Origin of the sequence: Labrenzia sp. OB1 (assembly GCF_001624695.1) — a bacterium.
Classification (GTDB): domain Bacteria; phylum Pseudomonadota; class Alphaproteobacteria; order Rhizobiales; family Stappiaceae; genus Roseibium.
Genome location: NZ_JSEP01000006.1, coordinates 90,803 through 110,814, shown reverse-complemented (window position 1 = coordinate 110,814; position 20,012 = coordinate 90,803). Strand labels below are relative to the sequence as shown.

Annotated in this window: 19 protein-coding genes; 9 read left to right on the top strand and 10 right to left on the bottom strand. The window is 62.6% G+C overall.

Annotated elements, in window-relative coordinates:
* The first annotated feature begins 241 nt into the window (after positions 1-241).
* From OA90_RS10015 to OA90_RS09975, 9 genes are all read left to right on the top strand, one after another.
* On the top strand, positions 242-691 hold the full coding sequence (locus OA90_RS10015; protein WP_068410175.1) for a tripartite tricarboxylate transporter TctB family protein: 450 nt from the start codon (positions 242-244) through the stop codon (positions 689-691).
* Positions 691-2,238: a tripartite tricarboxylate transporter permease gene (locus OA90_RS10010; protein WP_068410655.1), complete on the top strand. Its 1,548-nt coding sequence runs from the start codon at positions 691-693 to the stop codon at positions 2,236-2,238. Before OA90_RS10015 ends, OA90_RS10010 begins: the two co-directional genes overlap by 1 nt.
* Positions 2,239-2,256: 18 nt before the next feature.
* Complete coding sequence (locus OA90_RS10005) at positions 2,257-3,207, top strand: tripartite tricarboxylate transporter substrate binding protein (protein WP_068410171.1); 951 nt, start codon at positions 2,257-2,259, stop codon at positions 3,205-3,207.
* 54 nt (positions 3,208-3,261) lie between these two features.
* The gene (locus OA90_RS10000) at positions 3,262-4,224 is read left to right on the top strand and encodes a D-2-hydroxyacid dehydrogenase family protein (protein WP_068410168.1); all 963 of its coding nucleotides are present in this window, start codon (positions 3,262-3,264) and stop codon (positions 4,222-4,224) included.
* An 89-nt stretch (positions 4,225-4,313) separates the two neighbouring features.
* Positions 4,314-5,129 carry an alpha/beta hydrolase gene (locus tag OA90_RS09995; RefSeq protein ID WP_199823659.1) on the top strand — a complete coding sequence of 272 codons (816 nt, stop codon included), beginning with the start codon at positions 4,314-4,316 and terminating at the stop codon, positions 5,127-5,129.
* 97 nt (positions 5,130-5,226) lie between these two features.
* On the top strand, positions 5,227-7,257 hold the full coding sequence (locus OA90_RS09990; RefSeq protein ID WP_068410652.1) for a 3-hydroxyacyl-CoA dehydrogenase NAD-binding domain-containing protein: 2,031 nt from the start codon (positions 5,227-5,229) through the stop codon (positions 7,255-7,257).
* 3 nt (positions 7,258-7,260) lie between these two features.
* Positions 7,261-8,463, top strand: coding sequence for a 3-oxoadipyl-CoA thiolase (gene pcaF, locus OA90_RS09985; RefSeq protein ID WP_068410161.1), 1,203 nt, complete (start codon positions 7,261-7,263; stop codon positions 8,461-8,463).
* Between the two features lies 1 nt (position 8,464).
* Positions 8,465-9,124: a glutathione S-transferase N-terminal domain-containing protein gene (locus OA90_RS09980; RefSeq protein WP_244274585.1), complete on the top strand. Its 660-nt coding sequence runs from the start codon at positions 8,465-8,467 to the stop codon at positions 9,122-9,124.
* 100 nt (positions 9,125-9,224) lie between these two features.
* The gene (locus tag OA90_RS09975) at positions 9,225-9,977 is read left to right on the top strand and encodes a GntR family transcriptional regulator (RefSeq protein WP_068410157.1); all 753 of its coding nucleotides are present in this window, start codon (positions 9,225-9,227) and stop codon (positions 9,975-9,977) included.
* A gap of 25 nt (positions 9,978-10,002) precedes the next feature.
* On the opposite strand, the gene OA90_RS09970 is transcribed toward OA90_RS09975, so the two are convergent.
* The 10 genes from OA90_RS09970 to OA90_RS09925 form a co-directional block, all read right to left on the bottom strand.
* Positions 10,003-10,770, bottom strand: a complete 768-nt coding sequence (locus OA90_RS09970; protein WP_068410154.1) for an enoyl-CoA hydratase/isomerase family protein — start codon at positions 10,768-10,770, stop codon at positions 10,003-10,005.
* Positions 10,771-10,800: 30 nt separating this feature from the next.
* Positions 10,801-11,412, bottom strand: coding sequence for a flavin reductase family protein (locus OA90_RS09965; protein WP_068410150.1), 612 nt, complete (start codon positions 11,410-11,412; stop codon positions 10,801-10,803).
* A 22-nt stretch (positions 11,413-11,434) separates the two neighbouring features.
* Positions 11,435-12,058 carry a carboxymuconolactone decarboxylase family protein gene (locus OA90_RS09960; RefSeq protein ID WP_068410147.1) on the bottom strand — a complete coding sequence of 208 codons (624 nt, stop codon included), beginning with the start codon at positions 12,056-12,058 and terminating at the stop codon, positions 11,435-11,437.
* The gene (locus OA90_RS09955) at positions 12,058-13,248 is read right to left on the bottom strand and encodes a CaiB/BaiF CoA-transferase family protein (protein ID WP_068410143.1); all 1,191 of its coding nucleotides are present in this window, start codon (positions 13,246-13,248) and stop codon (positions 12,058-12,060) included. The genes OA90_RS09960 and OA90_RS09955 overlap by 1 nt, the downstream gene beginning before the upstream one ends.
* Positions 13,248-14,072 (bottom strand): alpha/beta hydrolase, encoded by an 825-nt coding sequence (locus tag OA90_RS09950; protein WP_068410140.1) that lies wholly within the window; start codon positions 14,070-14,072, stop codon positions 13,248-13,250. The genes OA90_RS09955 and OA90_RS09950 overlap by 1 nt, the downstream gene beginning before the upstream one ends.
* Before the next feature lie 186 nt (positions 14,073-14,258).
* Positions 14,259-15,413, bottom strand: a complete 1,155-nt coding sequence (locus OA90_RS09945) for an acyl-CoA dehydrogenase family protein (protein ID WP_156510449.1) — start codon at positions 15,411-15,413, stop codon at positions 14,259-14,261.
* Positions 15,410-16,474: an acyl-CoA dehydrogenase family protein gene (locus tag OA90_RS09940; protein ID WP_068410136.1), complete on the bottom strand. Its 1,065-nt coding sequence runs from the start codon at positions 16,472-16,474 to the stop codon at positions 15,410-15,412. Before OA90_RS09940 ends, OA90_RS09945 begins: the two co-directional genes overlap by 4 nt.
* An 8-nt stretch (positions 16,475-16,482) precedes the next feature.
* Positions 16,483-17,706, bottom strand: coding sequence for a CaiB/BaiF CoA-transferase family protein (locus OA90_RS09935; protein ID WP_068410132.1), 1,224 nt, complete (start codon positions 17,704-17,706; stop codon positions 16,483-16,485).
* A gap of 246 nt (positions 17,707-17,952) precedes the next feature.
* A complete protein-coding gene (locus tag OA90_RS09930; protein ID WP_068410128.1) occupies positions 17,953-19,500 on the bottom strand; it encodes a tripartite tricarboxylate transporter permease in 1,548 nt (515 codons plus the stop codon).
* 5 nt (positions 19,501-19,505) lie between these two features.
* Complete coding sequence (locus tag OA90_RS09925; protein ID WP_068410124.1) at positions 19,506-19,958, bottom strand: tripartite tricarboxylate transporter TctB family protein; 453 nt, start codon at positions 19,956-19,958, stop codon at positions 19,506-19,508.
* Positions 19,959-20,012: the final 54 nt, after the last annotated feature.

Sequence of the window (20,012 nt, the reverse complement as noted above, 5' to 3'; positions counted from 1 at the left end):
GGTTTTCGGTTAAGACTTAGCTGAATCAATCAACAAAACAGTTGCTTGAGAAGTTGACCTTGCCTTGAAATACGAGCCATCGGTGTATCCGCAAAGAGCGGTTTGAACTCATATTTGACAATAAGCTATATTTGTATTCTTTTAGTGGCGGAGCGGCGCCCGGAGATGGGGGGAGGACCTCTTTTACCGATGTCGCGCAGACCGAAGGGCTGCAAGCAGCCGTACCGGGATGGGAGGACAGATGTACAGATTCGACTATACCGACCTGGCAGGGGGCATGCTGCTTTTCCTGATCGGCGCAGGTGTCAGCCTCGTCTCGGTCGGGAATTATCCGTTGGGCACCTTGCAGAGGATGGGGCCGGGCATGTTTCCCGTAATTCTGGGGGTGGTGCTCGCCGCTTTGGGGGTGTCGCTGGCGGTCCAGGCGCTTCGCCGAACGGGCAATCGGCCGGATGTCCGCTTCTTCTCGCCGCTGTTCGTGCTCGGCGGCGTCATGGCGTTTGCGCTGACGATTGTTCCCTTCGGGCTGATCCCGGCCATCGTCTCCATCGTGGTGATCTCGTCACTTGCCGAACTGCGCATCCGTCCCGTCAGCCTTGTTCTGCTCTGCATTGCGCTCAGCCTTATGGCCCCGCTGGTCTTTGTCGTCGGTCTCGGACTTCCCATTCCGCTTGTACGGTGGCCTTTCTGATGGAATTTCTGGGTAATATCGGGCTTGGCTTCAGTGTCGCGCTGAGCTTCACAAATATTTTCTACTGCTTTCTGGGCGCATTGCTGGGCACGCTGGTTGGCGTGATACCGGGGCTGGGCGTTCTGGCCGCGATCTCGATGTTGTTTCCGCTGACCTTTCACCTGGAGCCCACCACCGCGCTGATCATGCTGGCCGGCATCTGGTACGGCACCACCTATGGCGGATCCACCGCCTCGATCCTGCTTAATTTGCCGGGCACACCGGCCAACGCGGTGACCTGTCTCGACGGCTTTCCGATGGCCAGACAGGGCCGTGGCGGCGTTGCGCTGTTCATGACGACGGTGGCGTCGTTCTTCGGCGCGTCCTTCGGGATCATCCTTCTGACCCTGTTCACACCGGTCATTGCCGAATACGCGCTGCGCTTCGGCTCGGCCGAATATTTCGCACTGATGCTGATGGGGTTGGTCGCGGCGTCGACGATTTCCGAAGGTTCGGCGATCAAGGGGCTGGCAATGATGGTTCTGGGGATCATCATCGGGCTTGTCGGAATGGACTCACAGACCGCCACGGCCCGTTTCACCTTCGGATCGCTTGGTTTGCTCGAGGGCGTCAGCCTGATCGCGCTGGCGATGGGGGTCTTCGGTGTGGCCGAGATCATCATGTCCGTCCGGCGCGTGAAGGCGACCGACATCGACCCGGACAGCGTCAGGCTGAAGGCCATCAAACCGACACGGGACGATGTGCGGCGGTCCTGGATGCCGATGCTGCGCGGCTCGACCATGGGATCATTCTTCGGCACCTTGCCGGGCACAGGGCCGTCCATCGCGGCCTTCCTGTCCTATGCCGTCGAAAAGCGCCTGTCCAAAACGCCGGAACGGTTCGGCAAAGGCGCGATCGAGGGTATCATGGCTCCCGAAGCCGCCAACAACTCCGCCGATCAGACCGCCTTTATTCCTACCTTGTCCCTGGGCGTTCCAGGTAGCGCCACCATGGCCCTGATGCTGGGCGCATTGATGATCCACGGCATCGCGCCGGGGCCGACGCTCATTTCCGACGAGCCGGAGCTGTTCTGGGGGCTCATCATGAGTTTCTGGGTCGGAAATGTCATCCTGCTCATTTTGAACATCCCGTTGATCGGCGTCTGGGTGCGGATGCTGACCATCCCGTACAACCTGCTTTATCCGTCGGTTCTGATGTTCATCTGCATCGGTGCCTATACCGCCAGCTTTTCTCCGCTGAACGTGTGGATGGTCTTCGCATTCGGTGCCCTGGGCTATGCAATGCGGATCTTCCGCTTTCCCGGCGCGCCGCTTTTGCTTGGCTTTGTGCTGGGCCCGTTGATGGAAGAGCATTTCCGCCGGGCCATGTTGTTGGGCCGCGGCGATTTCATGACTTTTTTCGACCGTCCGATCAGTGCCGTGATCATGGCGTTGACCGGTTTGATCCTGTTGTGGAGCGTCTGGGGTTCGGAGGGCGTGCGGCAGCGCCGGACGGACCGCGCGTCTTCGGCAAGAGCTGACCAAGATCCAACCAAAAAGAGCATCTGAAACGTGAGGAGGAATACCATGAAGAAATTTATCACCGCAGCAGTGGCGGCACTGGGCTTCGCCCTGCCGGCAATGGCCGCCGACTACCCGTCCGGGCCCGTGACCATCGTCATTCCCTATTCCCCGTCAGGCAACACCGATGTCTTCGCCCGCCATCTTGCACCCTATCTGGAGGAAAAATGGGGGCAGGCGGTTGTGGTCGACAACAAGCCCGGCGGCGGATCGATGATCGGCACCGCCTATGTGTCGCAAGCGAAGCCGGATGGGCAGACCTTGCTGATGACCTCATCGGCATTCGTAACCGCACCCGCGATCCAGAAGGAGCTGCCGTTTGACTCACGAACCGATCTGGTCCCGATTGTAAATGTGGGACATGTCTCCTTCGTTCTGATCGTCAACGGGGAGTCTCCTTACCAAACGCTGGAAGAATTCGTGGCTGCCAGCAAGGAAAGCCCGAAGTTCGCTGCAACGGCTGGCCTGGGCACCACGACCCATTTCGCGATGGAAAAATTCATCGTCGACAGTGGCGCCGACGTTGAAGTCGTGCACTTCAAAGGCGGTGGTCCTGCTGTTGTGTCGATCCTGAGCAATGAAACGGATATCTACGGGTCGAGTATCAGTTCGGCCGGCAAGAACATCGAAGCCGGAAAGGTTCGCCCCCTGATGGTGCTGGGCAATGAACGCATCGACGTCATTCCGGACGTGCCTTCGGCGGGAGAACTGGGCTATCCGGATCTTGAGATCAAGCAATGGCTCGGCGTTTTTGCGCCAAAAGGCACGGATCCGGAGATCCTTGCGAAAATCAACGCGGACGTCAACGAGGCCCTCGCCAATCAGGAATTCATCGACACGGTTACGCCGCTGGATTGGACCTTGAACGGCGGCACCTCGGAGGCCTTCGTCACCCAGGTCGATGAGGAACTGACCAAGTGGCAAGCCCTCGCCGACGCCGCCGGTATCAAGAAGTAACATAACCTCGGCCCGGTCGCCGACCGCGGTCGGGCCTTTTACGGAAAACGCCAGATGACAGACAGACCGATTTGCGCCGTCCTCGACGACTACCAGGACGTCGCACTGACGTCGGCGGACTGGTCAAGCCTGAAAGACAGGGTTGAAATCCGCCGGTTCGACAAACATCTTGGCGACGAAAACAGCGTCGCTGCTGATCTTGCCGACTGTACAATGATCGTCGCCATGCGCGAACGCACCGGGTTTCCTGAAAGCCTGCTGAAACGGCTGCCAAAGCTGCGGCTTCTGGTCACGACCGGCATGAGAAATCGCAGCATCGACCTTGCTGCGGCAAAGAAACTGAACATCACCGTCAGCGGCACCGGCGCCGCCGGAAACCCCGCTGCGGAGTTGGCCTGGGCCGGGCTTCTCGCGTATATGCGCAAGCTGCCGGAAGAGGTCGCCAATTTCCGTGCAGGCGGTCCCTGGCAGACAGGTCTCGGCCGTTCGCTGCAGGGGCGGAAACTGGGCGTCGTCGGACTGGGAAAACTCGGCCGCCGGGTGGTGGGCTTCGGCCAGGCCTTCGGCATGGAAGTCTGCGCCTGGACACGAACGGATCTGGCCTCCCGCGCCGAGGCGCTGAACATCGAACCGGTGACCTTGCTGGAACTTTTCCGCAGCAGCGACGTGATCACCGTTCAGCTCTCGCTAGTACCGGAGACCGAGGGGTTGATTTCCGCGGACCTGCTGGGGGCGATGAAAAGCGACGCGGTTTTCGTAAACACCTCTCGCGGGCCGATCGCGGATGAGGAAACCCTGATCGCCGCGCTGCAGGACAAGCGCATCGGCGGCGCCGTGCTCGACGTTTTCGGGCAGGAACCGCTGCCGGACGATCATCCCTATCGCCGTCTGCCCAACGTGCTGGCGACGCCGCATATCGGCTACGTCACCGAGGAGAATTATCGCGTCTACTACTCCGATGCGGTCGAAAACATTCTCGCATGGCTTGATGGCACGCCGCTGCGCGAACTCACATGAGCGACACCGCCACGCCCACTGCCGCTGCACAATTCAAAAGCGCTCCCGGGCGCTGTCTCCAATACGCGTGAAACATGAAGGAGGGGCCAATGAGCACCGCTTTGTCCGGCGAAGTCAGGTTTGTGGAAAACGGTGCCGCCAGCATCGCCTATACGGTGAGCGGTCCCGGCGGCGATGAGGCGCCGACACTCTGCCTTGTTGCTTCCACCGGGCGCGGGCCGGAGGATTTCGCCCATCTGGCTGAAAAGCTGACCGAAGCCGGTTTGCGTGTGGTGCTGCCGTGGCCGCGCGGCACGGGCCAGAGCGAGGGACCGTTGCACGAGATCGACTTTCACGACCTCGCGGCGGATGCCGCTGCAGCGCTGGACGCTGAAGCAGGTCGGGGTGGCGCTGTGATTGTCGGCCATGCCTATGGCTGTTGGATCGCGAGAACCGTGGCCCATGACCGGCCCGATCTCGTGAAGGGCATTGTTCTGCTTGCGGCAGGCGGTGGAAAATGGGCGCCGGAATTGTCGCGCGGAATCGATATTGCGATGGATCCGGATGCCCCTGAAGCGGAAAGGCTTGCGGCTCTGCGGCTGTGCTTCTTTGCAGAAGGCCATGACCCGCGTCCCTGGCTCAAGGGCTGGTCGGGGGAACTGGTTAAGGCACAGCGTGCCGCACGCGCCAGGACCGACCGGGACAGCTGGTGGTCTTCCGGGACATCTCCCATCCTCGATATCGTCGGGCTGCAGGACCCGTTTCGTCCGGCGGATGGGCGCGACTTCTACGTCAGGGAATTCGCTCCGCGCGTCGACCTTGTGACCGTCGACGGTGCCAGCCATGCCTTGCCCGACGAAAAGCCGGACGAGGTTGCCGCGATGATGGTCCCGTGGATCCGGGCACTGCCGGGCATCGCAAGCTGATCAGGCACGCAAATCAAGAAACGAAAGTGCGAGAGACGTGAATAAAATCGTTACGGAAAAAACGCCTCACCAGTCCCCCGGGCAGGTGAAATTCGCCATGCAAGGTGAAATCGCCGTTCTGACCATCGACAATCCGCCGGTGAATACCGGATCTCATTCAGTGCGCAAGGGCATTGTCGAAGGGATTCAGGCCGCTCAAGCTGCCGGAGCGAGCGGTGCGGTGCTCATCGGAGCAGGCCGTTGCTTCGTCGCAGGATCGGATCTGCGCGAATTCGGCAAGCCGCTGGTCTGGCCGGAACTCCCCAATGTGATCGCCGCGCTGGAGCAAGCACCTTTCCCGGTGGTGGCTGCGCTGCACGGTGTGGCCCTTGGCGGCGGGCTGGAGCTCTCGCTGGGCTGCGATTATCGCATCGCCGCGCCTGCCACCGAAGTGGGTCTGCCGGAGGTAAGTCTGGGGTTCGTTCCCGGCGCGGGAGGCACCCAGCGTCTGCCGCGTCTTGTGGGCCGTGCCCTGGCAATCGACCTTATTTGTCGCGCCGCGCGTATTCCGGCAACCAGGGCGCATGACATCGGGCTGGTCGATGCCCTCGCTGAGGGCGATCTGCTGGAAGCTGCAATGGCATTCCTTCAGGAACAGCGTCCCAAGCGGATCGCCAGGAACCTGACCCCGCCGGAGGAACCGGACGAGGTCATCGAGGCTGCAGCTGTGGCGGCGCTCAGGCGTGGCAAGGGACGGCCCAACGTCGACGAAGCGATACGGCTGGTGAAAGCCTCCGCCGGAAACGCGGAGGCAGCGCTTGCCGATGAACGTGCCGTCTTTCAGGAGCTGCGATTGAGCGCGGATGCCGTCGCATTGCGATACCTGTTTTTCGCCGAACGCAAGGCCGCCGCCGTAGACGGGCTCGACATGTCGGCTGCCCGTGCCGTGACGAGCGTCGCCGTGATCGGCGGCGGCACGATGGGGCAGGGCATCGTCCGGGCGTTTCTTGCTGCCGGACTTCCCGTTGTCCTGATCGAACGCGACGAGGCCGCGCTGGCAGCGTCGATGGAAAAGATTGCCGCCAACCTTGAGGATCAAGTCCGCAAGGGGCGGCTGGATGCCGAGACAGCAGATGCCCGCAAGGTGGCGCTGAGCGGCGCAGTGGACTATTCCGCCTTGAGCGGTTGCGATCTCGTCATCGAAGCGGTGTTTGAGGACATGCAGGTCAAGAAGGACGTTCTGAGACGCCTTCAAGCGGTTCTTTCGCCCGAGGCGATTATCGCCACGAATACGTCCTATCTCGATATCGATGACATGGTGGCGGAGCTGGCGCGGCCCGAACGGGTGCTTGGTCTGCATTTCTTCAGTCCAGCCGATATCATGAAGCTGCTGGAGGTCGTGCGCACTGATGCGACTTCCGATGCCGTTCTGGCAACCGGGCTGAAACTGGCGCGCAAGCTGGGCAAGCAACCCGTCGTTGCCCGCGTTGAAGAAGGCTTCATCGGCAACCGCATCTATGCCGCCTATCGCCGCCGGGCCGAGCTTCTGGTGCTGGATGGTGCGTCCCCGCAAGCGGTCGATGCGGCCGTGACATCTTTCGGCTTCGCCATGGGGCCGTTCGCGGTCTCCGACATGTCGGGCCTCGACATCGCCTGGGCCATGCGCAAGCGGCAGGCCGCAACGCGGAACCCGCAAGCCCGTTATGTCACCATTCCCGACCGGCTGTGCGAAGCCGGCCGGCTGGGACGCAAGACCGGCAAGGGCTGGTACGACTATACGTCGGGCAAGGCGCAGCCGGACCCGGAAGTCGCGAACCTGATCGAGGCCGCAAGGACTGAGGCCGGTGTAACGGCGCGCGGCTTCGATGCACAGACCATCCAGCGCCAGCTTTTGGCCGCCATCGTGAACGAGGCGGCCTGTCTTCTGGACGAGGGCATCGCGCAGCGTGCGTCCGATGTCGATGTGGCGCTGGCGAACGGTTACGGCTTTCCTCGCTGGCTGGGCGGACCGCTTTACTGGGCATGCCAGCAGGACCCGGCGGCGCTATGCGCCGATCTCGATGCCCTGGCCGAGGCCGTCGGGCCAGGGCATCGAAGCGGGCCGGTGGACAGAATTCTTGACCAGATTGAAATCCCACAGGAGAGCTGAGCGATGCAGGCCGTCTATATCTGCGACTACATCCGCACCCTGATCGGCCGCTACGGCGGCAGCCTGTCGTCTATCCGCACCGACGATCTGGCAGCACTGCCGCTGAAGGCCCTTCGCGATCGCCATATGGATCTCGACTGGGATGCCATCGTCGACGTCATCTATGGCTGTGCCAACCAGGCCGGCGAGGACAACCGCAGCGTCGCGCGCATGGCGTTGCTGCTGGCCGGTCTGCCGGAGACCGTATCCGGTACTACGATCAACCGCCTCTGCGGCTCGGGAATGGATGCCGTCTTGTCCGCATGGCGGCGGTTGGCGGTCGGCGAGGGCGAGTTGGCCATCGCCGGCGGTGTTGAAAGCATGAGCCGCGCGCCCTTCGTCGTGCCCAAGGCCACCAGCGCATTTTCCCGTCAGAGCGCGATGGAAGACACGACCATCGGCTGGCGCTTCATCAACCCGGAAATGGACCGGGTTTACGGTACGGATTCAATGCCCGAAACGGCGGAGAACGTGGCGGAGGAGTTCGGTGTCTCGCGCGAGGATCAGGACGCCTTTGCGCTCAGGTCGCAGAACCGGGCTGCTGCGGCGATAGCCTCCGGCGTGCTGAGCGAAGAGATCGTTCCGGTTGCCGTTCCCCAGCGCAGGGGAGAACCGGTCATCTTCGACACGGATGAGCACCCGCGTGCGACCACCGCGGAAAAGCTGGCCGCGCTTTCAGCGCCTTTCCGACAAGGCGGCTCGGTGACGGCGGGCAATGCGTCCGGCGTGAATGACGGCGCGGCGGCGCTGATCCTGGCGACTGCGGAAGGGGCGAAACGCCACGGATTGACGCCGCTTGCCCGCATTACGGGCGGGGCGACGGCCGGTGTGGCGCCGCGGATCATGGGGATCGGCCCGGCACCGGCGACGGAGAAGCTCTGCGGCCGGCTCGGCCTGTCGCCCGGTGATTTCGATGTAATCGAACTGAACGAAGCCTTCGCCAGTCAGGCGCTGGCGGTCCTGCGCCGTCTCGGGGTGCCGGACGATGCGGATCATGTGAACCCGCGCGGCGGAGCAATCGCGCTTGGCCATCCGCTTGGCATGTCCGGTGCACGGATCACCGGAACGGCCGCACGCGCGCTCGCTCGCGGTGAAGGTAAAACAGCGCTCGCCACCATGTGTATCGGTGTGGGGCAGGGCATAGCGATATCGCTGGAGGCGGTGTGAAATGATGAAACTGCATTGGTCCCCCCGCTCGCCTTTCGTCCGCAAGGTGATGATTGCGCTGCATGAAACCGGACTGCTCGACGAGGTGGAATGCACGCGATCCGTGGTGGCGGTTCATCTGCCGCCCAACGAGCAGGTGATGCCCGACAATCCGCTCGGCAAGATCCCGGTGCTGGTGACGGAAGACGGCAAGAGCGTCTTCGACAGCCGGGTGATCTGCGAATATCTCGACATGAGGTCGGGAACCGGCCTTTTCCCCGCCGATCCGCTGGCGCGGCTCGACCAGCTCCGCTGGCAGGCGCTGGCCGACGGGCTGACAGATATTCTGCTGATCTGGCGCACGGAACTGTCACGCGAGAGTGGCCCGTGGCAGGCGGTCACCGACGGTTGGCTGACCAAGGCCCGCGCCGCGATGGCCCGGCTTGAAAAGGAAGCGCCCTTGCTGGAGGCTGCCCCCTTCGGCATAGGCCATATCGCGCTTATCTCAGCCCTCGGGCAACTTGATTTCCGTTGGCCCGATTGCCAGTGGCGCGATCATTTTCCGGCGCTGTCGGCACTGGAAGCCCGCATGGCGAAGCGCTCTTCGGTTGTTGCCACAGCGGTTGTGGACGATCAGGACAGCGGCGCCGGTGACCTGACCAGGGGACATCTGACCTTTTGAACGTCTGCCGACACCAGTAAAAAGTATTAAAACTAGATTTTATGATTGATAGCGCCTGCCGGTCCCTTTACCCTGAAGGGGAACGAAATGAGGGAGCCTTATGGCAGACGTGAAGTCAAACAACGCGACCGTGCAGGCGTTGCAGAAGAGCAATGTCTCGCGCTACATCCAGCTCGCCAGCCTGTTCCGCCAGCGGATCGAGAGCGGCGAGTGGGATGTCGGCAGCCAGATCCCCACGGTGAAGGAACTCGCCGATCAGTGCGGCGTCGCGACAATGACAATCCGCCAGTCGCTCGACATCCTCGAAAAGGAAGGCCTGATCGAGCGCTATCGCGCCAAGGGCACCTTTGTCGTGGAGCGCCCCAAGCGTGACCTGTGGTGCGAGGTCAAGACCGACTGGACCGGCATGCTGATCGCGCGCGACAACGCGACGATCGAGATCCTGGGCGTGGAGTCCGGCGCACATCTTCCGCGTCATGAAGGTGACATGGGCAATGCGGCGCCGTCCTACCGCCATTTGCAGCGCAAGCATACCCGGAACGGACAGGCCTTCCTGCTGGCCGATGTCTTTGTCGACGAGCGGATCTGTGAACATATCCCGGAAGAAAATTATACCAGGGTCACCGCCATGCGGCTGGTGGCGGATATCCCCGGTCAGACGGTGACGAACGCCAACCAGATCGTGACCATCGGCTCAGCCGACCTGGAAACCGCAACGCATCTCAACATGTCCATCGGCGACCCGATAGCGCGCGTTCAGCGCATTGCGGTGAACCAGAACGGCGACATCATCCTTCTCGCCAACGGTATCTATCGCGGCGACATGATGAAGATCGAGGTCAAGCTGCGTTAGAGCACCGCCACGGGTCTTGTCGACCTCAGGTCTTGAACACGGGGGCACGCTTTTCGCGGAAGGCTGCCATTGCCTCGGCTGTGTCTTCGGAGGTGGAGAGCGCCTTGGTCTGGCCCTGTTCGAACCGGTAGCCGTCGTAGATCGACATTTCTTCCGTCACCTGGAACGATTTTTTCGCCGCGCGCACGGCTGAAGGACTGGCTTTGGCAATGTCAGCGGCGATGCCCCGGGCGGTCTCCATCAGCGCTTCCGGCGCCACGCAGGCCGAGGCGGCGTTCATGCGCACAAGCTCGCTGCCGTAGACCCTGCGGGCTGTGTAGATCATCATCCGGGCGTCGCTTTCGCCCAGGTGCCGACGCACATGGGCGACACCTCCGGCGAGACCGACCATCACCTCGGTCATCTGCAGAAAGCCCTTTTCCGAAACAATGAGGATGTCGCAGCAGAGGGCGGTCACGCAGCCCGCGCCTATGGCAGCCCCGTTGACGGCCGCGATGATCGGCTTGGGACACTCCAGAAGGCAGTCGAAACTGGCCCTGACCCGGCGGTTATGCGCTGTGTAATGCCCCGGCTCCTGCGTGGGACGTTCGGAAAGATCGGCACCGGCCGAAAAAGCCTTTCCTTCGCCGGTGAGCACAATGGCGCGCACGTCCTTCCGGTCACCGAGCGCATCGATCACTTCGACCAGTTCCTCGCGGAAACGGTTGTTCTGCGCATTCACCGGCGGGCGGCTGATGGTGATCGTGGCGATGAAGTCGTTTACGTCCAGCGTAAGGGTTTCGTAGCTGCTCATGGGCGTGTCTCCTGCCTGTGGGCGCGTGGATCAGTGTTCGGACGGTACCGGGCGCGGCATTTCGAAGGAACGGCTGGTGACGCTGTAGTCACGATACCCCAGCCGCGCGAGCGGTTGCATGAGGTCTATGTCCACCTTGCCGTCGCGCAGCACGCTCTCGTCAATATGAATTCCCACCACCTCGCCGAAAACCACCCGGTTGTTGCAGGAGGCTCCTGTCGACGGGGACAGGTCGACGATCTGCGACAGCCGGCATTCTATCGAAACTGGCGCGGCGGCCACCCGAAGGCAGGGAATGTTGGTGCAGGGTTCCGACGCAACTTCGGCAGCCGCGAACTCGTCCACTTCGGCCGGGAAGGGGGCGGAGGACTGGTTCATCTTCTCACGCAAGGCGTAACTGACAATGTTGACACAGAAACAGCCGGTCGCCTCGGCATTGGCGATGCTGTGCTTCTGGCCATCGGAGGAGAACATGACGAAGGGCGGATTGGAGGCGACGGTGTTGAAGGCGCTGTAAGGCGCGAGATTAGGCCTGCCGTCCTTCGCCGCGGTGGAGATCCAGGCAATCGGCCGCGGCACGATCAGGGCCATCCACGGATTGTGCGACAGCCCGTGATCCTCGCTTCGAGGGTCGTAAAACATGAGGTGTGCTCCGCTTTGAGCCTCAGGCGCCGGTGCCCGGGATCTCGGCCAGCTTGCCGGGGTCCACGGGCAGCGAGGAGGTCATGCCCTCCGGCAAGGGAATGCGGTGGACGTTCAGCGTCATCGCCACCATGGAGTAATAACCGATGACCGCTGTCAGTTCGACCGCGCCGACTTCACCCCAACGGGAAACGATCCCGGCATAGGTGCCTGGCTCCACGTCGCCCTTCTGCACCAGCTGTCCGGCGAAGGCATAGACCTCGCTGCCTTCCGCATCCGCTCCGAAGTCGGGCACCTCTCCCAGACGGATGGAGTCGATGATATCGGCGTCCAGTCCGGCACGGGTGGCGTCGGAGGCATGGATCGTCCATTCCAGCCCGCTGTTCCAGCGCCGCGCGGTCACGAGGATGGCCAACTCCGACAGGCGCGTGGGCAGGGATGTTTCGAACCGCAGCACCTGCCCGAGCCGCTGCCAGCGGTCGGCCAGCTCCGGGTTATGCAGCGCCGCGCGCAAGGGGCCGACAAGTGTCCGGCGCGGACCGGACACGATCTGCTCATAGACCACGCGCTGCGCTTCGGTCATGGTTTCGGGGGTCGGAAAGCTGATCCGTCCGCCGCCGACAGGTGTGCCATGGCCATTCTTCATTACTGCGTCTCTCCCAGTCCGAGTGCCGAAAGCACTTCTTCGGTATGTTCCCCCAGCAACGGCGGCGCCTTGTCGAAGGCGAGCGGCGCGTTGCGGAAATTGAGCGGGCTGACCACCTGTTTGACGGTGCCGGACAGCGGGTGCGGAATGTCGCGCAGCATCTTGCGGTGCTGTATCTGCGGTTCCTCGAACACACGGTCGATGGTGTTGATCGGTCCGGAGGGCACGCCTGCTGCTGCGAAGGCTTCGCACCACTGGGCGATTGTCCGGCCAGCCAGCGCCTTGATCAGCAGGCCTTCAAGCTCTTCCAGGTTCTCGACCCGGGCGGCGTTGGTGGCGAATTTCGGCTCGTCTGCCAGATCGGGATGGCCGATGACCTCGGCGAACTTGCGAAACTGCCCGTCGTTGCCAACCGCAAGCACGATAAAGCCGTCGGCGACCGGATAAACGTTCTGCGGCTGGATATTCGGGTGACGGTTCCCGCGGCGGACCGGCTTCTGGCCGGAGACCAGGAAGTTCATCGCCTGGTTCGCTAGCATGGCCGCCGATACGTCGAGCATCGCAAGGTCTATATGCTCGCCCTTGCCGGTCTTGTCGCGGTTCGAAAGAGCCGCCAGCACGCCGATTGCGGCATACATGCCGGTCATGATGTCGACAATCGGCACGCCGACCTTCTGCGGACCGCCGCCCGGTTCGTCATCAGGTCCGCCGGTGACACTCATCAGTCCGCCCATGCCCTGGATCATGAAATCATAGGCTGCGTCCTGGGCCTGGGGACCTGTCAGGCCGAAGCCTGTGACGGAACAATAAACGAGGCCCGGATTGACCTCTTTCAAGTCCTCGTAGCCGAGGCCCATCCGCTCCAGAGTGCCTGTCTTGAAGTTTTCCAGCAGGATGTCGCTATTTGCCGCCAGCGCACGCACCGCGTCACGCCCCTCCTGGCTTTTCAGGTCGAGTTCCACCGAGCGTTTGCCCCGGTTCACCGACAGGTAATAGCCGGCTTCCTGCGTGGGGTTTCCTTCACTGTCCTTCAGGAAGGGCGGCCCCCAGCGCCGGGTGTCGTCCCCCGCGCCGAGGCGTTCAACCTTGATGACGTCTGCCCCCAGGTCCGCGAGGATCTGGCCGCACCACGGCCCTGCCATGATGCGGCTGAGGTCGAGGACACGTACATGCGAAAGCGGGCCGGGCATCAACGGGGCTCCTTGGATTTGTCGGCCGCAGCGTGCACGTCGAGAAACGCAAGCAGCGCGGCATTGAAAGCATCGGGATCCTGGAAATTGGGCACATGGCCCGCACCGGGGATCTCCGCGAATTGCGCGTTCGGCACAGGGGCGAACTGCGCACGGATGGTTTCGGGCATAGCCCCGTCCTTCTCGCCTGCAATCCCGAGAAACGGGCATGTGAGAGAGGGCAGGACCGCGCTGTAGTCGTAACTCTGCAGAGCCTGGGTGGCGGCGGCGTAGCCCTCCACGGGCGTCGCGGCGATCATGACGGAAAGGACCTGTGCATTCTGCGCTTCCGCATCGACGCCGGGGAGCCAGCGGACGACTGTGTCGGAGGCGATTCTCGACATTCCCTCGGAGCGGGCGGTTGCACGCCGCTCCGTCCAGAATGCTTCGCGTCCCGACCCGCTCCGCGCAACCCCGTCAACCACCACGAAAGCGCCGAACAATTCGGGCCGCGCTGTGAGGGCGGCAAGGCCGGTGGGGGCACCCATGGACAATCCCACGAATGTGCAAGTGGTGACGTTACAGGCCTCCAGAAGCGCCAGAAGGTCGGCGCCGTAATCGTCGAAGCTCATGAGGCCCCGGGAAACGCTTGACGCGCCGTGGCCGCGCTGGTCGTAGCACAGCACGCGGTACCGGTCCGAAAGCGCTGCGACCTGGTTCTTCCAGATGGAAAGGTCGGTCGCGACCGAGTTGGAGAACACCACCAGGGGCGCGTCCTGCGGCCCGTCGATCCGGGCGTTGATCTGGCCGCCACCGGGCAATGGAACGGTCATTTGTCCGGTCATTCGTAACCTTTCACGCCTGCCGCGAAGGCAGATCTGTTGAGGGAAACCATTCTCATCACCTCTGCCAGGGCGGGAAGCCCGGCAAGGTCAGACGTTGCATGGGCACCCGGGATTGCCTGTAACCGTAGTGATAAAACACAAAAAGTCAATCTTATAACTTATACAGGGTTTCGGCAGTCTGCGAAGCTAGCTCGGCAGGTCGAGAACCGCCTTTGCCAGCACGTTGCGCATGATCTCGGTTGAGCCACCGAAAATCGTTGTGGGCCGGGCTGAAAGATAGGTGGCGGCGGCGTGAAGCTGCCTGTCGCCTTCGGGTGGATGGCGCAGGCCGGAGTCCTCCTCCGCGACCTCCATCATCAGCTCGGAAATGCGCTGGTAGAGCTCGCTCTGGAAGATCTTCAGCATCGCCACGTCCGCGCCGATGTCCTCACCGCCGCGCAGCTTGTCGACGTAGATTTCGAAGAGGTCTGTCAGGTCCAGGACATCGCATTGCAGGGCGACGTAACGGTCACGGAAAACCGGATCGTCCCAGACCCCGGCCCGCAGCGCGATCCGATTCAGCCGCGACATCGCGCTGGCGGAAAGGCGCGGTGCGCCGATGAACACCCGCTCATGACCCAGGAGCGCCTTGGCGGCGGTCCAACCCTGATTGACTTCACCCAGGATGTGATCGGCGGGAACCCGGACATCGTCGAAGAAAACTTCGCAGAATTCCGCTTCCAGTTCCAGGTTCTCGATGTTGCGGATGGTCACGCCGGGCGCATCCATCGGCACGAGCAGAAAGCTGATCCCTGCCTGTTTCCGGACGGTCTTGTCGGTGCGGACAAGGATGAAGATCCAGTTGGCGTCCATGCCCAGCGTGGTCCAGGTCTTCTGGCCGTTGATCACCCAGTCACGGCCGTCCAGGACGGCCTCGCAGCGCACCGCCGCCAGGTCCGATCCGGCACCCGGCTCGCTGTAACCCTGCGCCCAGATGTGTTCGCCCGAAAGGATCCTCGGCAGGAAAAACGCCTTCTGCGCTTGCGTGCCGTATTTCAGCAAAAGCGGCCCCAGCATGACCGGACCGATATCATTGACCCGGGCGCAGCCGTAGCGTTCGAATTCCTCGATCAGGATCAGGTGCTTGCCGGCGGTCAAACCCATGCCGCCGTGCTCGCGCTGCCAGGTGGGGCAGATCCAGCCATGCTTCGACAGGATCAGGTACCAGGGCTTGACATCTTCCCAGTGCAGGCGGCTGAGGGTGTGGCGCGGGATATCAGGATAATTCTCCTCCACGAAGCTGCGCACCGTCTGGCGGAAGTCGGCGTCGCTCATGGCGTTGTAATCGGGCAGGGAAATCATGCCGCCTCCTCCTGATCGAGCAGGGCGGCCAGGCTCGCGCGCTGCTGCCGTGGACCGCCGAACAGGTTGGCCTCGCTTATCGCCTTGCGCACGAACAAGCCGATGTCGGCCTCGTCGGTAATCCCCATGGCGCCATGCATCTGCACCGCCTCGCGCGCGACCAGCATCGCCAGCTCGCCGGCGCGCAGCTTGCAGCGGGCCGCGTCCCGGGAGCGGGTCCGCTCGTCGGCACCCGTATCGAAACGGCGCGCGGTGGCGGAAATCGCCGCGCGGGCCAGCTCCAGGCGTATCTTCATTTCGGTTGCCCGGTGCTGCAGCGACTGGAAGCTGCCGATCGGCTTGTCGAACTGTTTGCGCACCCGCAGGTAATCCAGCGTGATTGTAAGTGCGCGCTCGGATAAACCCAGCAGATAGGCGGAATGGGCAAGCCGGGCATCCTGAAGAACCTGCTCGACCCGCTCGCAGGGGAGAAACTCCGCTTCGACGCCGTCGAAGGTCAAGAGACCGGTTCGGCCGCCGTCCAGCGTTTCCTCGCTGGTTACGGTCAACCCCTCCGCGCCGCGTGGAACCACGGCGACGCCGCCGCCGGTGACAACCGCGAAGAAATCCGCGTCCGCGGCGCCCGGAACATTGTATTTCCGTCCCAGCAGCCGGCCGCCGGACGCGCCGCCGCGCCAGTCTTGCGCGCCGACCTTGTCCTGCCAGGCGGTCACGATCACCGCCTCTCCGGTCAGGACAGCCTCGGGCAGCCTTTCCTGCAGCACGGCCGCCGCCATGAGGGAAGACAGGACCGGCTCGGGCACCAGCCCGCCGCCAAGAACTTCCATCAACGCGCAGGTCTCGCGCATGCCAAGGCCCAGTCCGCCCGCGTCTTCCTCCACCCGCATCAGCATCCAGCCGAGGTCTGCGGCCTGGCGCATCACCTCCCGGTCAAACCCGGAACCGTGAAACCGGGCCTTGCGCACACGGCTGAGGGAGCCGTCCGCCGGGACGATAGCGCGGGCGCTGTCGACGATCATCCGCGCGTTTTCCTGCCAGTCTTCTGTGTCCGATTCGCTCATGAATGCCTCTATTTCACGATGCCGGCGTCGCGCAGAGCTGCGATCCGCAAGGCGTCGAAGCCGAGCCCGGCCAGGATTTCGTCTGTATGTTCGGCGAAGCGGGGAGGGGGCACCGCATTGGCGGCATTCGACCCGGAAAACCTGACCGGGTTGGCGACGTAGCGCACACGCCCGGCCGCTTCATGCTGCATTTCCTGCAACAGGCCGCGTGCCTCGACCTGCTCCATCCGGAAGACGTCGTCGAAGGTGTTGAGTGGGCCGGCGGGAATGCCGATGGCTTCCAGCTCCGCATAACAGGTGTCCGCCTGCTTCCCTGAGAGCTTTTCGGCGATCATCGGCACCAGGATATCGGCATTCTGGACGCGGGCGAGATTGGTGGAAAACCGCGTGTCCCCGGCAATGCCTTCAAGGCCCAGATAAGCCGCGAAACGGGCGAATTGCGGGTCGTTTCCGATGGCGATCATGATCGGACGATCAGCGCAGTCGAAAACCTGCCAGGGGCAGGTGATCTGCGAGGCGGTGCCGTTGCGGCGCGGCAGCGTGCCCGAGGACAGGTAGTTCATCGCCATGTGCGATGCGGCGTGGATCTGCGTATCCAGAAGGGCGATGTCGATGAACTGCCCTTCACCGGACACCGCGTCGCGGTGGGTCAATGCCGCGAGTATGGCCGAGACCGCGTATTGCCCGGCGGTGATGTCGGAGATCGAATAGCCGACAAGGGCAGGGCCCGCGCCGGGCTCACCGTCGCCCGCGCCGGTCATGCTGAGCAATCCGCTCATCGCCTGGAATATCGGATCGTAGCCCGGCAAGTGTTTCATCGGTCCAGTCTGTCCGAACCCCGTGATCGAGCAATAGACCAGCTTCGGATTGAGCTTGGCGACGGTTTCGAAATCCAGTCCGAAACGCGCAAGCGTGCCGGTCTTGAAGTTTTCGATCAGAACATCCGCATCGGCGATCAGCCGGCGGGCGATCTCCTGGCCTTCGGGCTTGGAAAGATCCAGAGCGAGGGACCGCTTGCCCCGGTTCATGGCCAGGAAGGAAGACGTTTCACCCGTGGGTTCACCGTCGGCGCCAAGATGCGGCACACCCATGCGGCGCACGTCGTCTCCGCCCTTCACATGCTCCACCTTGACGACATCGGCCCCGAAGTCCGCCAGCATCTGGGCCGCCCACGGGCCGGCGAAAACACGGCTCAAATCCAGAACCCGGATATGACTGAGTGTTCCGGCCATCACGTTCCTCCTCGCCGATCGCTGTCTTCAGGGTAGCTGCCGCAGGGCGGCTTGCTCAAGATAAAAATCATAATTATAACTTATCAATTTTATTTTTAGTTGTCCGATATGTAGATGAAGAGTGCTCTAAGCCTTATGAGATGGGCCCGCTGGATTTGGCTCCTCGGGCCGGGGAGGGGTGCGTTGCCCGGACTGGCCGGCCTTCTGCAGGAAGCGCCATGCTGTTTGGTGCAGCCCGTCAGCCCGTCAACCCGGCGGAAGGGGCCAGCACCTTAGCCCTCGCCTATGGCGGAACACCCGGCCCTTCCGGCGCGCCGCGATCAGACTTCTGATCCCGCCAAACACGGCCCAGACCAGCATCAGTGCTGAAATGGCCAGTAGAGATCCGGTCAGCGGATCGGAGATCAGCCGCATCGGATCCCCTCGCGCCATGAGCATCGCACGGCGCAGGTTTTCCTCCAGCATCGGGCCAAGGACGAAGCCGAGAATGAGCGGTGCCGGAGAATAGCCCGTTCTCTGAAACAGGTAGCCCAGAGCGCCGAAAATCACCACCAGACTGACATCGAAAACGCTGGTGCGCATCGAAAAGACGCCGATGCATATCAGCGCGATAACCACCGGGTAAATGTATTTGTAGGGGAACTGCAGAACGCGTACCCAAAGGCCGATCAGCGGAATATTGAGGACCAGCAGAAACAGGTTGCCGATCCAGAAACTGGCAATCAAACCCCAGAACACGGTCGGATGATCGGAAATCAGCAGCGGGCCGGGCGAGATGCCGTGGATCATCAGCGCACCCAGCATGATCGACATGGTGGCGCTGCCTGGAATGCCGATTGTCAGCGTAGGGATGAAGGCAGTCTGGGCGGCGGCGTTGTTGGCGGATTCAGGGGCGGCGATGCCTTCGATGGCGCCTTTGCCGAAACGCGTCTTGTCTTTTGCGAGACGGATTTCCGTCGCATAGGCCATGAATGCCGCGATTACCGTTCCCGCTCCCGGAAGCGCGCCCAGGAACCCGCCGATGGTACTGCCGCGGGCCATCGGTCCGAAGATTTTACGGAGGTCCTGGCGGGTCGGCATCATGCTGCGCGCGGTGACCTTTTCCGAGATCTTCCGGGTTTTCGAGCCTGTGATCGAGCTGATGACTTCCGAGACACCGAAGACACCCATCGCCATGGCGACCAGGCTGACCCCGTCGCGCAGCTCCAGAAAGTCGAATGTGTAGCGGAAATCGCCGGTTGTAACGTCGGTGCCGACCGTGCCGAGCAGCAGGCCCAGCACAACCATGATGAGGCCCTTGATCACGGAACCGCCGCCGACTGTCACGGCGGCCACGAGCCCCAGCAGCATGAGCGCGAAATAATCGGCTGGGCTGAAGCCAAGGCCCAGCCTGGCGATGGACGGACCAAATCCCATGAGCGCCACGATGCCGACAGAGCCGCCGACGAAGGATGCGATCGCAGTGATGAACAGCGCGACCCCGGCACGGCCCTGCTTGGCCATCGGATTGCCGTCGAGACAGGTCACCGCGGCCGACGGGGTGCCCGGCAGGTTCAGGAGGATCGAGGCGATGGAGCCGCCATACTCGCCGCCGTAATAGATCCCGCCCAGCATGATCAGGGCTGTTGTCGGCTCCAGATAGAACGTCAACGGCAGCAGCATCGAGATCGCGGCGAGAGAGCCCAGTCCGGGCAGGACGCCGATGAAGGTGCCGAGAAAGACACCGAGAAAGCAGTAGGCCAGATTTTCAGGCGTGAACGCGGTGGCGAAACCCAGGAGAATGTTCTCAATCATATCGGCTAAAATCCCAGGCGAAAGAGCGGCAGGGTCATTCCCAGAAGCTGCGAGAACAGCAACCAGGCCCCGATACAGGTGATGATCGCGAGGATCGCAGCCGGTTTCCAGCCATAACGGGGCTCCGAAAGGGTCGCGAGACCGATGACCACGAAGAATGCCGGGATCAGGCCGAACAGCGCGATTGTGACCGCAAATCCCGCGACCGCACCCAGGATGGCCAGCAACGGCCGCCAATCGATTTTGGAAGAAGAGCTTTCGGGGGCACGCTTCATGAAAGCGGTCACCCCTTCTGCCACGGCAAGCAGAACAAGGACGGCGGACAAAACGACTGGAAAGTAACCGGGACCCATTCTGCGGGCCGAGCCGATGTCATAGGTCGATGCGATGACGAGGGCAGTCAGGCCGATTCCGGCCAGAAGTACGGCAACGATGAGCCGAAGCGAAATGGTTTTCATGGCGATCTCTGAATTCAGGTGTGCGGAGCGCGGTGGAAAAGGCCGCCGCGCTCC

Bases quoted from the DNA above. Each gene is read 5' to 3' on its own strand.
- OA90_RS09975 (WP_068410157.1), top strand. From the start codon at position 9,225: ATGGCAGACGTGAAGTCAAACAACGCGACCGTGCAGGCGTTGCAGAAG.
- OA90_RS10005 (WP_068410171.1), top strand. From the start codon at position 2,257: ATGAAGAAATTTATCACCGCAGCAGTGGCGGCACTGGGCTTCGCCCTG.
- OA90_RS09925 (WP_068410124.1), bottom strand. From the start codon at position 19,958: ATGAAAACCATTTCGCTTCGGCTCATCGTTGCCGTACTTCTGGCCGGA.
- OA90_RS09935 (WP_068410132.1), bottom strand. From the start codon at position 17,706: ATGGCCGGAACACTCAGTCATATCCGGGTTCTGGATTTGAGCCGTGTT.
- OA90_RS09990 (WP_068410652.1), top strand. From the start codon at position 5,227: ATGCAAGGTGAAATCGCCGTTCTGACCATCGACAATCCGCCGGTGAAT.
- OA90_RS09960 (WP_068410147.1), bottom strand. From the start codon at position 12,058: ATGAAGAATGGCCATGGCACACCTGTCGGCGGCGGACGGATCAGCTTT.
- OA90_RS09980 (WP_244274585.1), top strand. From the start codon at position 8,465: ATGATGAAACTGCATTGGTCCCCCCGCTCGCCTTTCGTCCGCAAGGTG.
- OA90_RS09940 (WP_068410136.1), bottom strand. From the start codon at position 16,474: ATGAGCGAATCGGACACAGAAGACTGGCAGGAAAACGCGCGGATGATC.
- OA90_RS09965 (WP_068410150.1), bottom strand. From the start codon at position 11,412: ATGTTTTACGACCCTCGAAGCGAGGATCACGGGCTGTCGCACAATCCG.
- pcaF (WP_068410161.1), top strand. From the start codon at position 7,261: ATGCAGGCCGTCTATATCTGCGACTACATCCGCACCCTGATCGGCCGC.
- OA90_RS10015 (WP_068410175.1), top strand. From the start codon at position 242: ATGTACAGATTCGACTATACCGACCTGGCAGGGGGCATGCTGCTTTTC.
- OA90_RS09945 (WP_156510449.1), bottom strand. From the start codon at position 15,413: ATGATTTCCCTGCCCGATTACAACGCCATGAGCGACGCCGACTTCCGC.
- OA90_RS10010 (WP_068410655.1), top strand. From the start codon at position 691: ATGGAATTTCTGGGTAATATCGGGCTTGGCTTCAGTGTCGCGCTGAGC.
- OA90_RS09955 (WP_068410143.1), bottom strand. From the start codon at position 13,248: ATGCCCGGCCCGCTTTCGCATGTACGTGTCCTCGACCTCAGCCGCATC.
- OA90_RS10000 (WP_068410168.1), top strand. From the start codon at position 3,262: ATGACAGACAGACCGATTTGCGCCGTCCTCGACGACTACCAGGACGTC.
- OA90_RS09995 (WP_199823659.1), top strand. From the start codon at position 4,314: ATGAGCACCGCTTTGTCCGGCGAAGTCAGGTTTGTGGAAAACGGTGCC.
- OA90_RS09950 (WP_068410140.1), bottom strand. From the start codon at position 14,072: ATGACCGGACAAATGACCGTTCCATTGCCCGGTGGCGGCCAGATCAAC.
- OA90_RS09930 (WP_068410128.1), bottom strand. From the start codon at position 19,500: ATGATTGAGAACATTCTCCTGGGTTTCGCCACCGCGTTCACGCCTGAA.
- OA90_RS09970 (WP_068410154.1), bottom strand. From the start codon at position 10,770: ATGAGCAGCTACGAAACCCTTACGCTGGACGTAAACGACTTCATCGCC.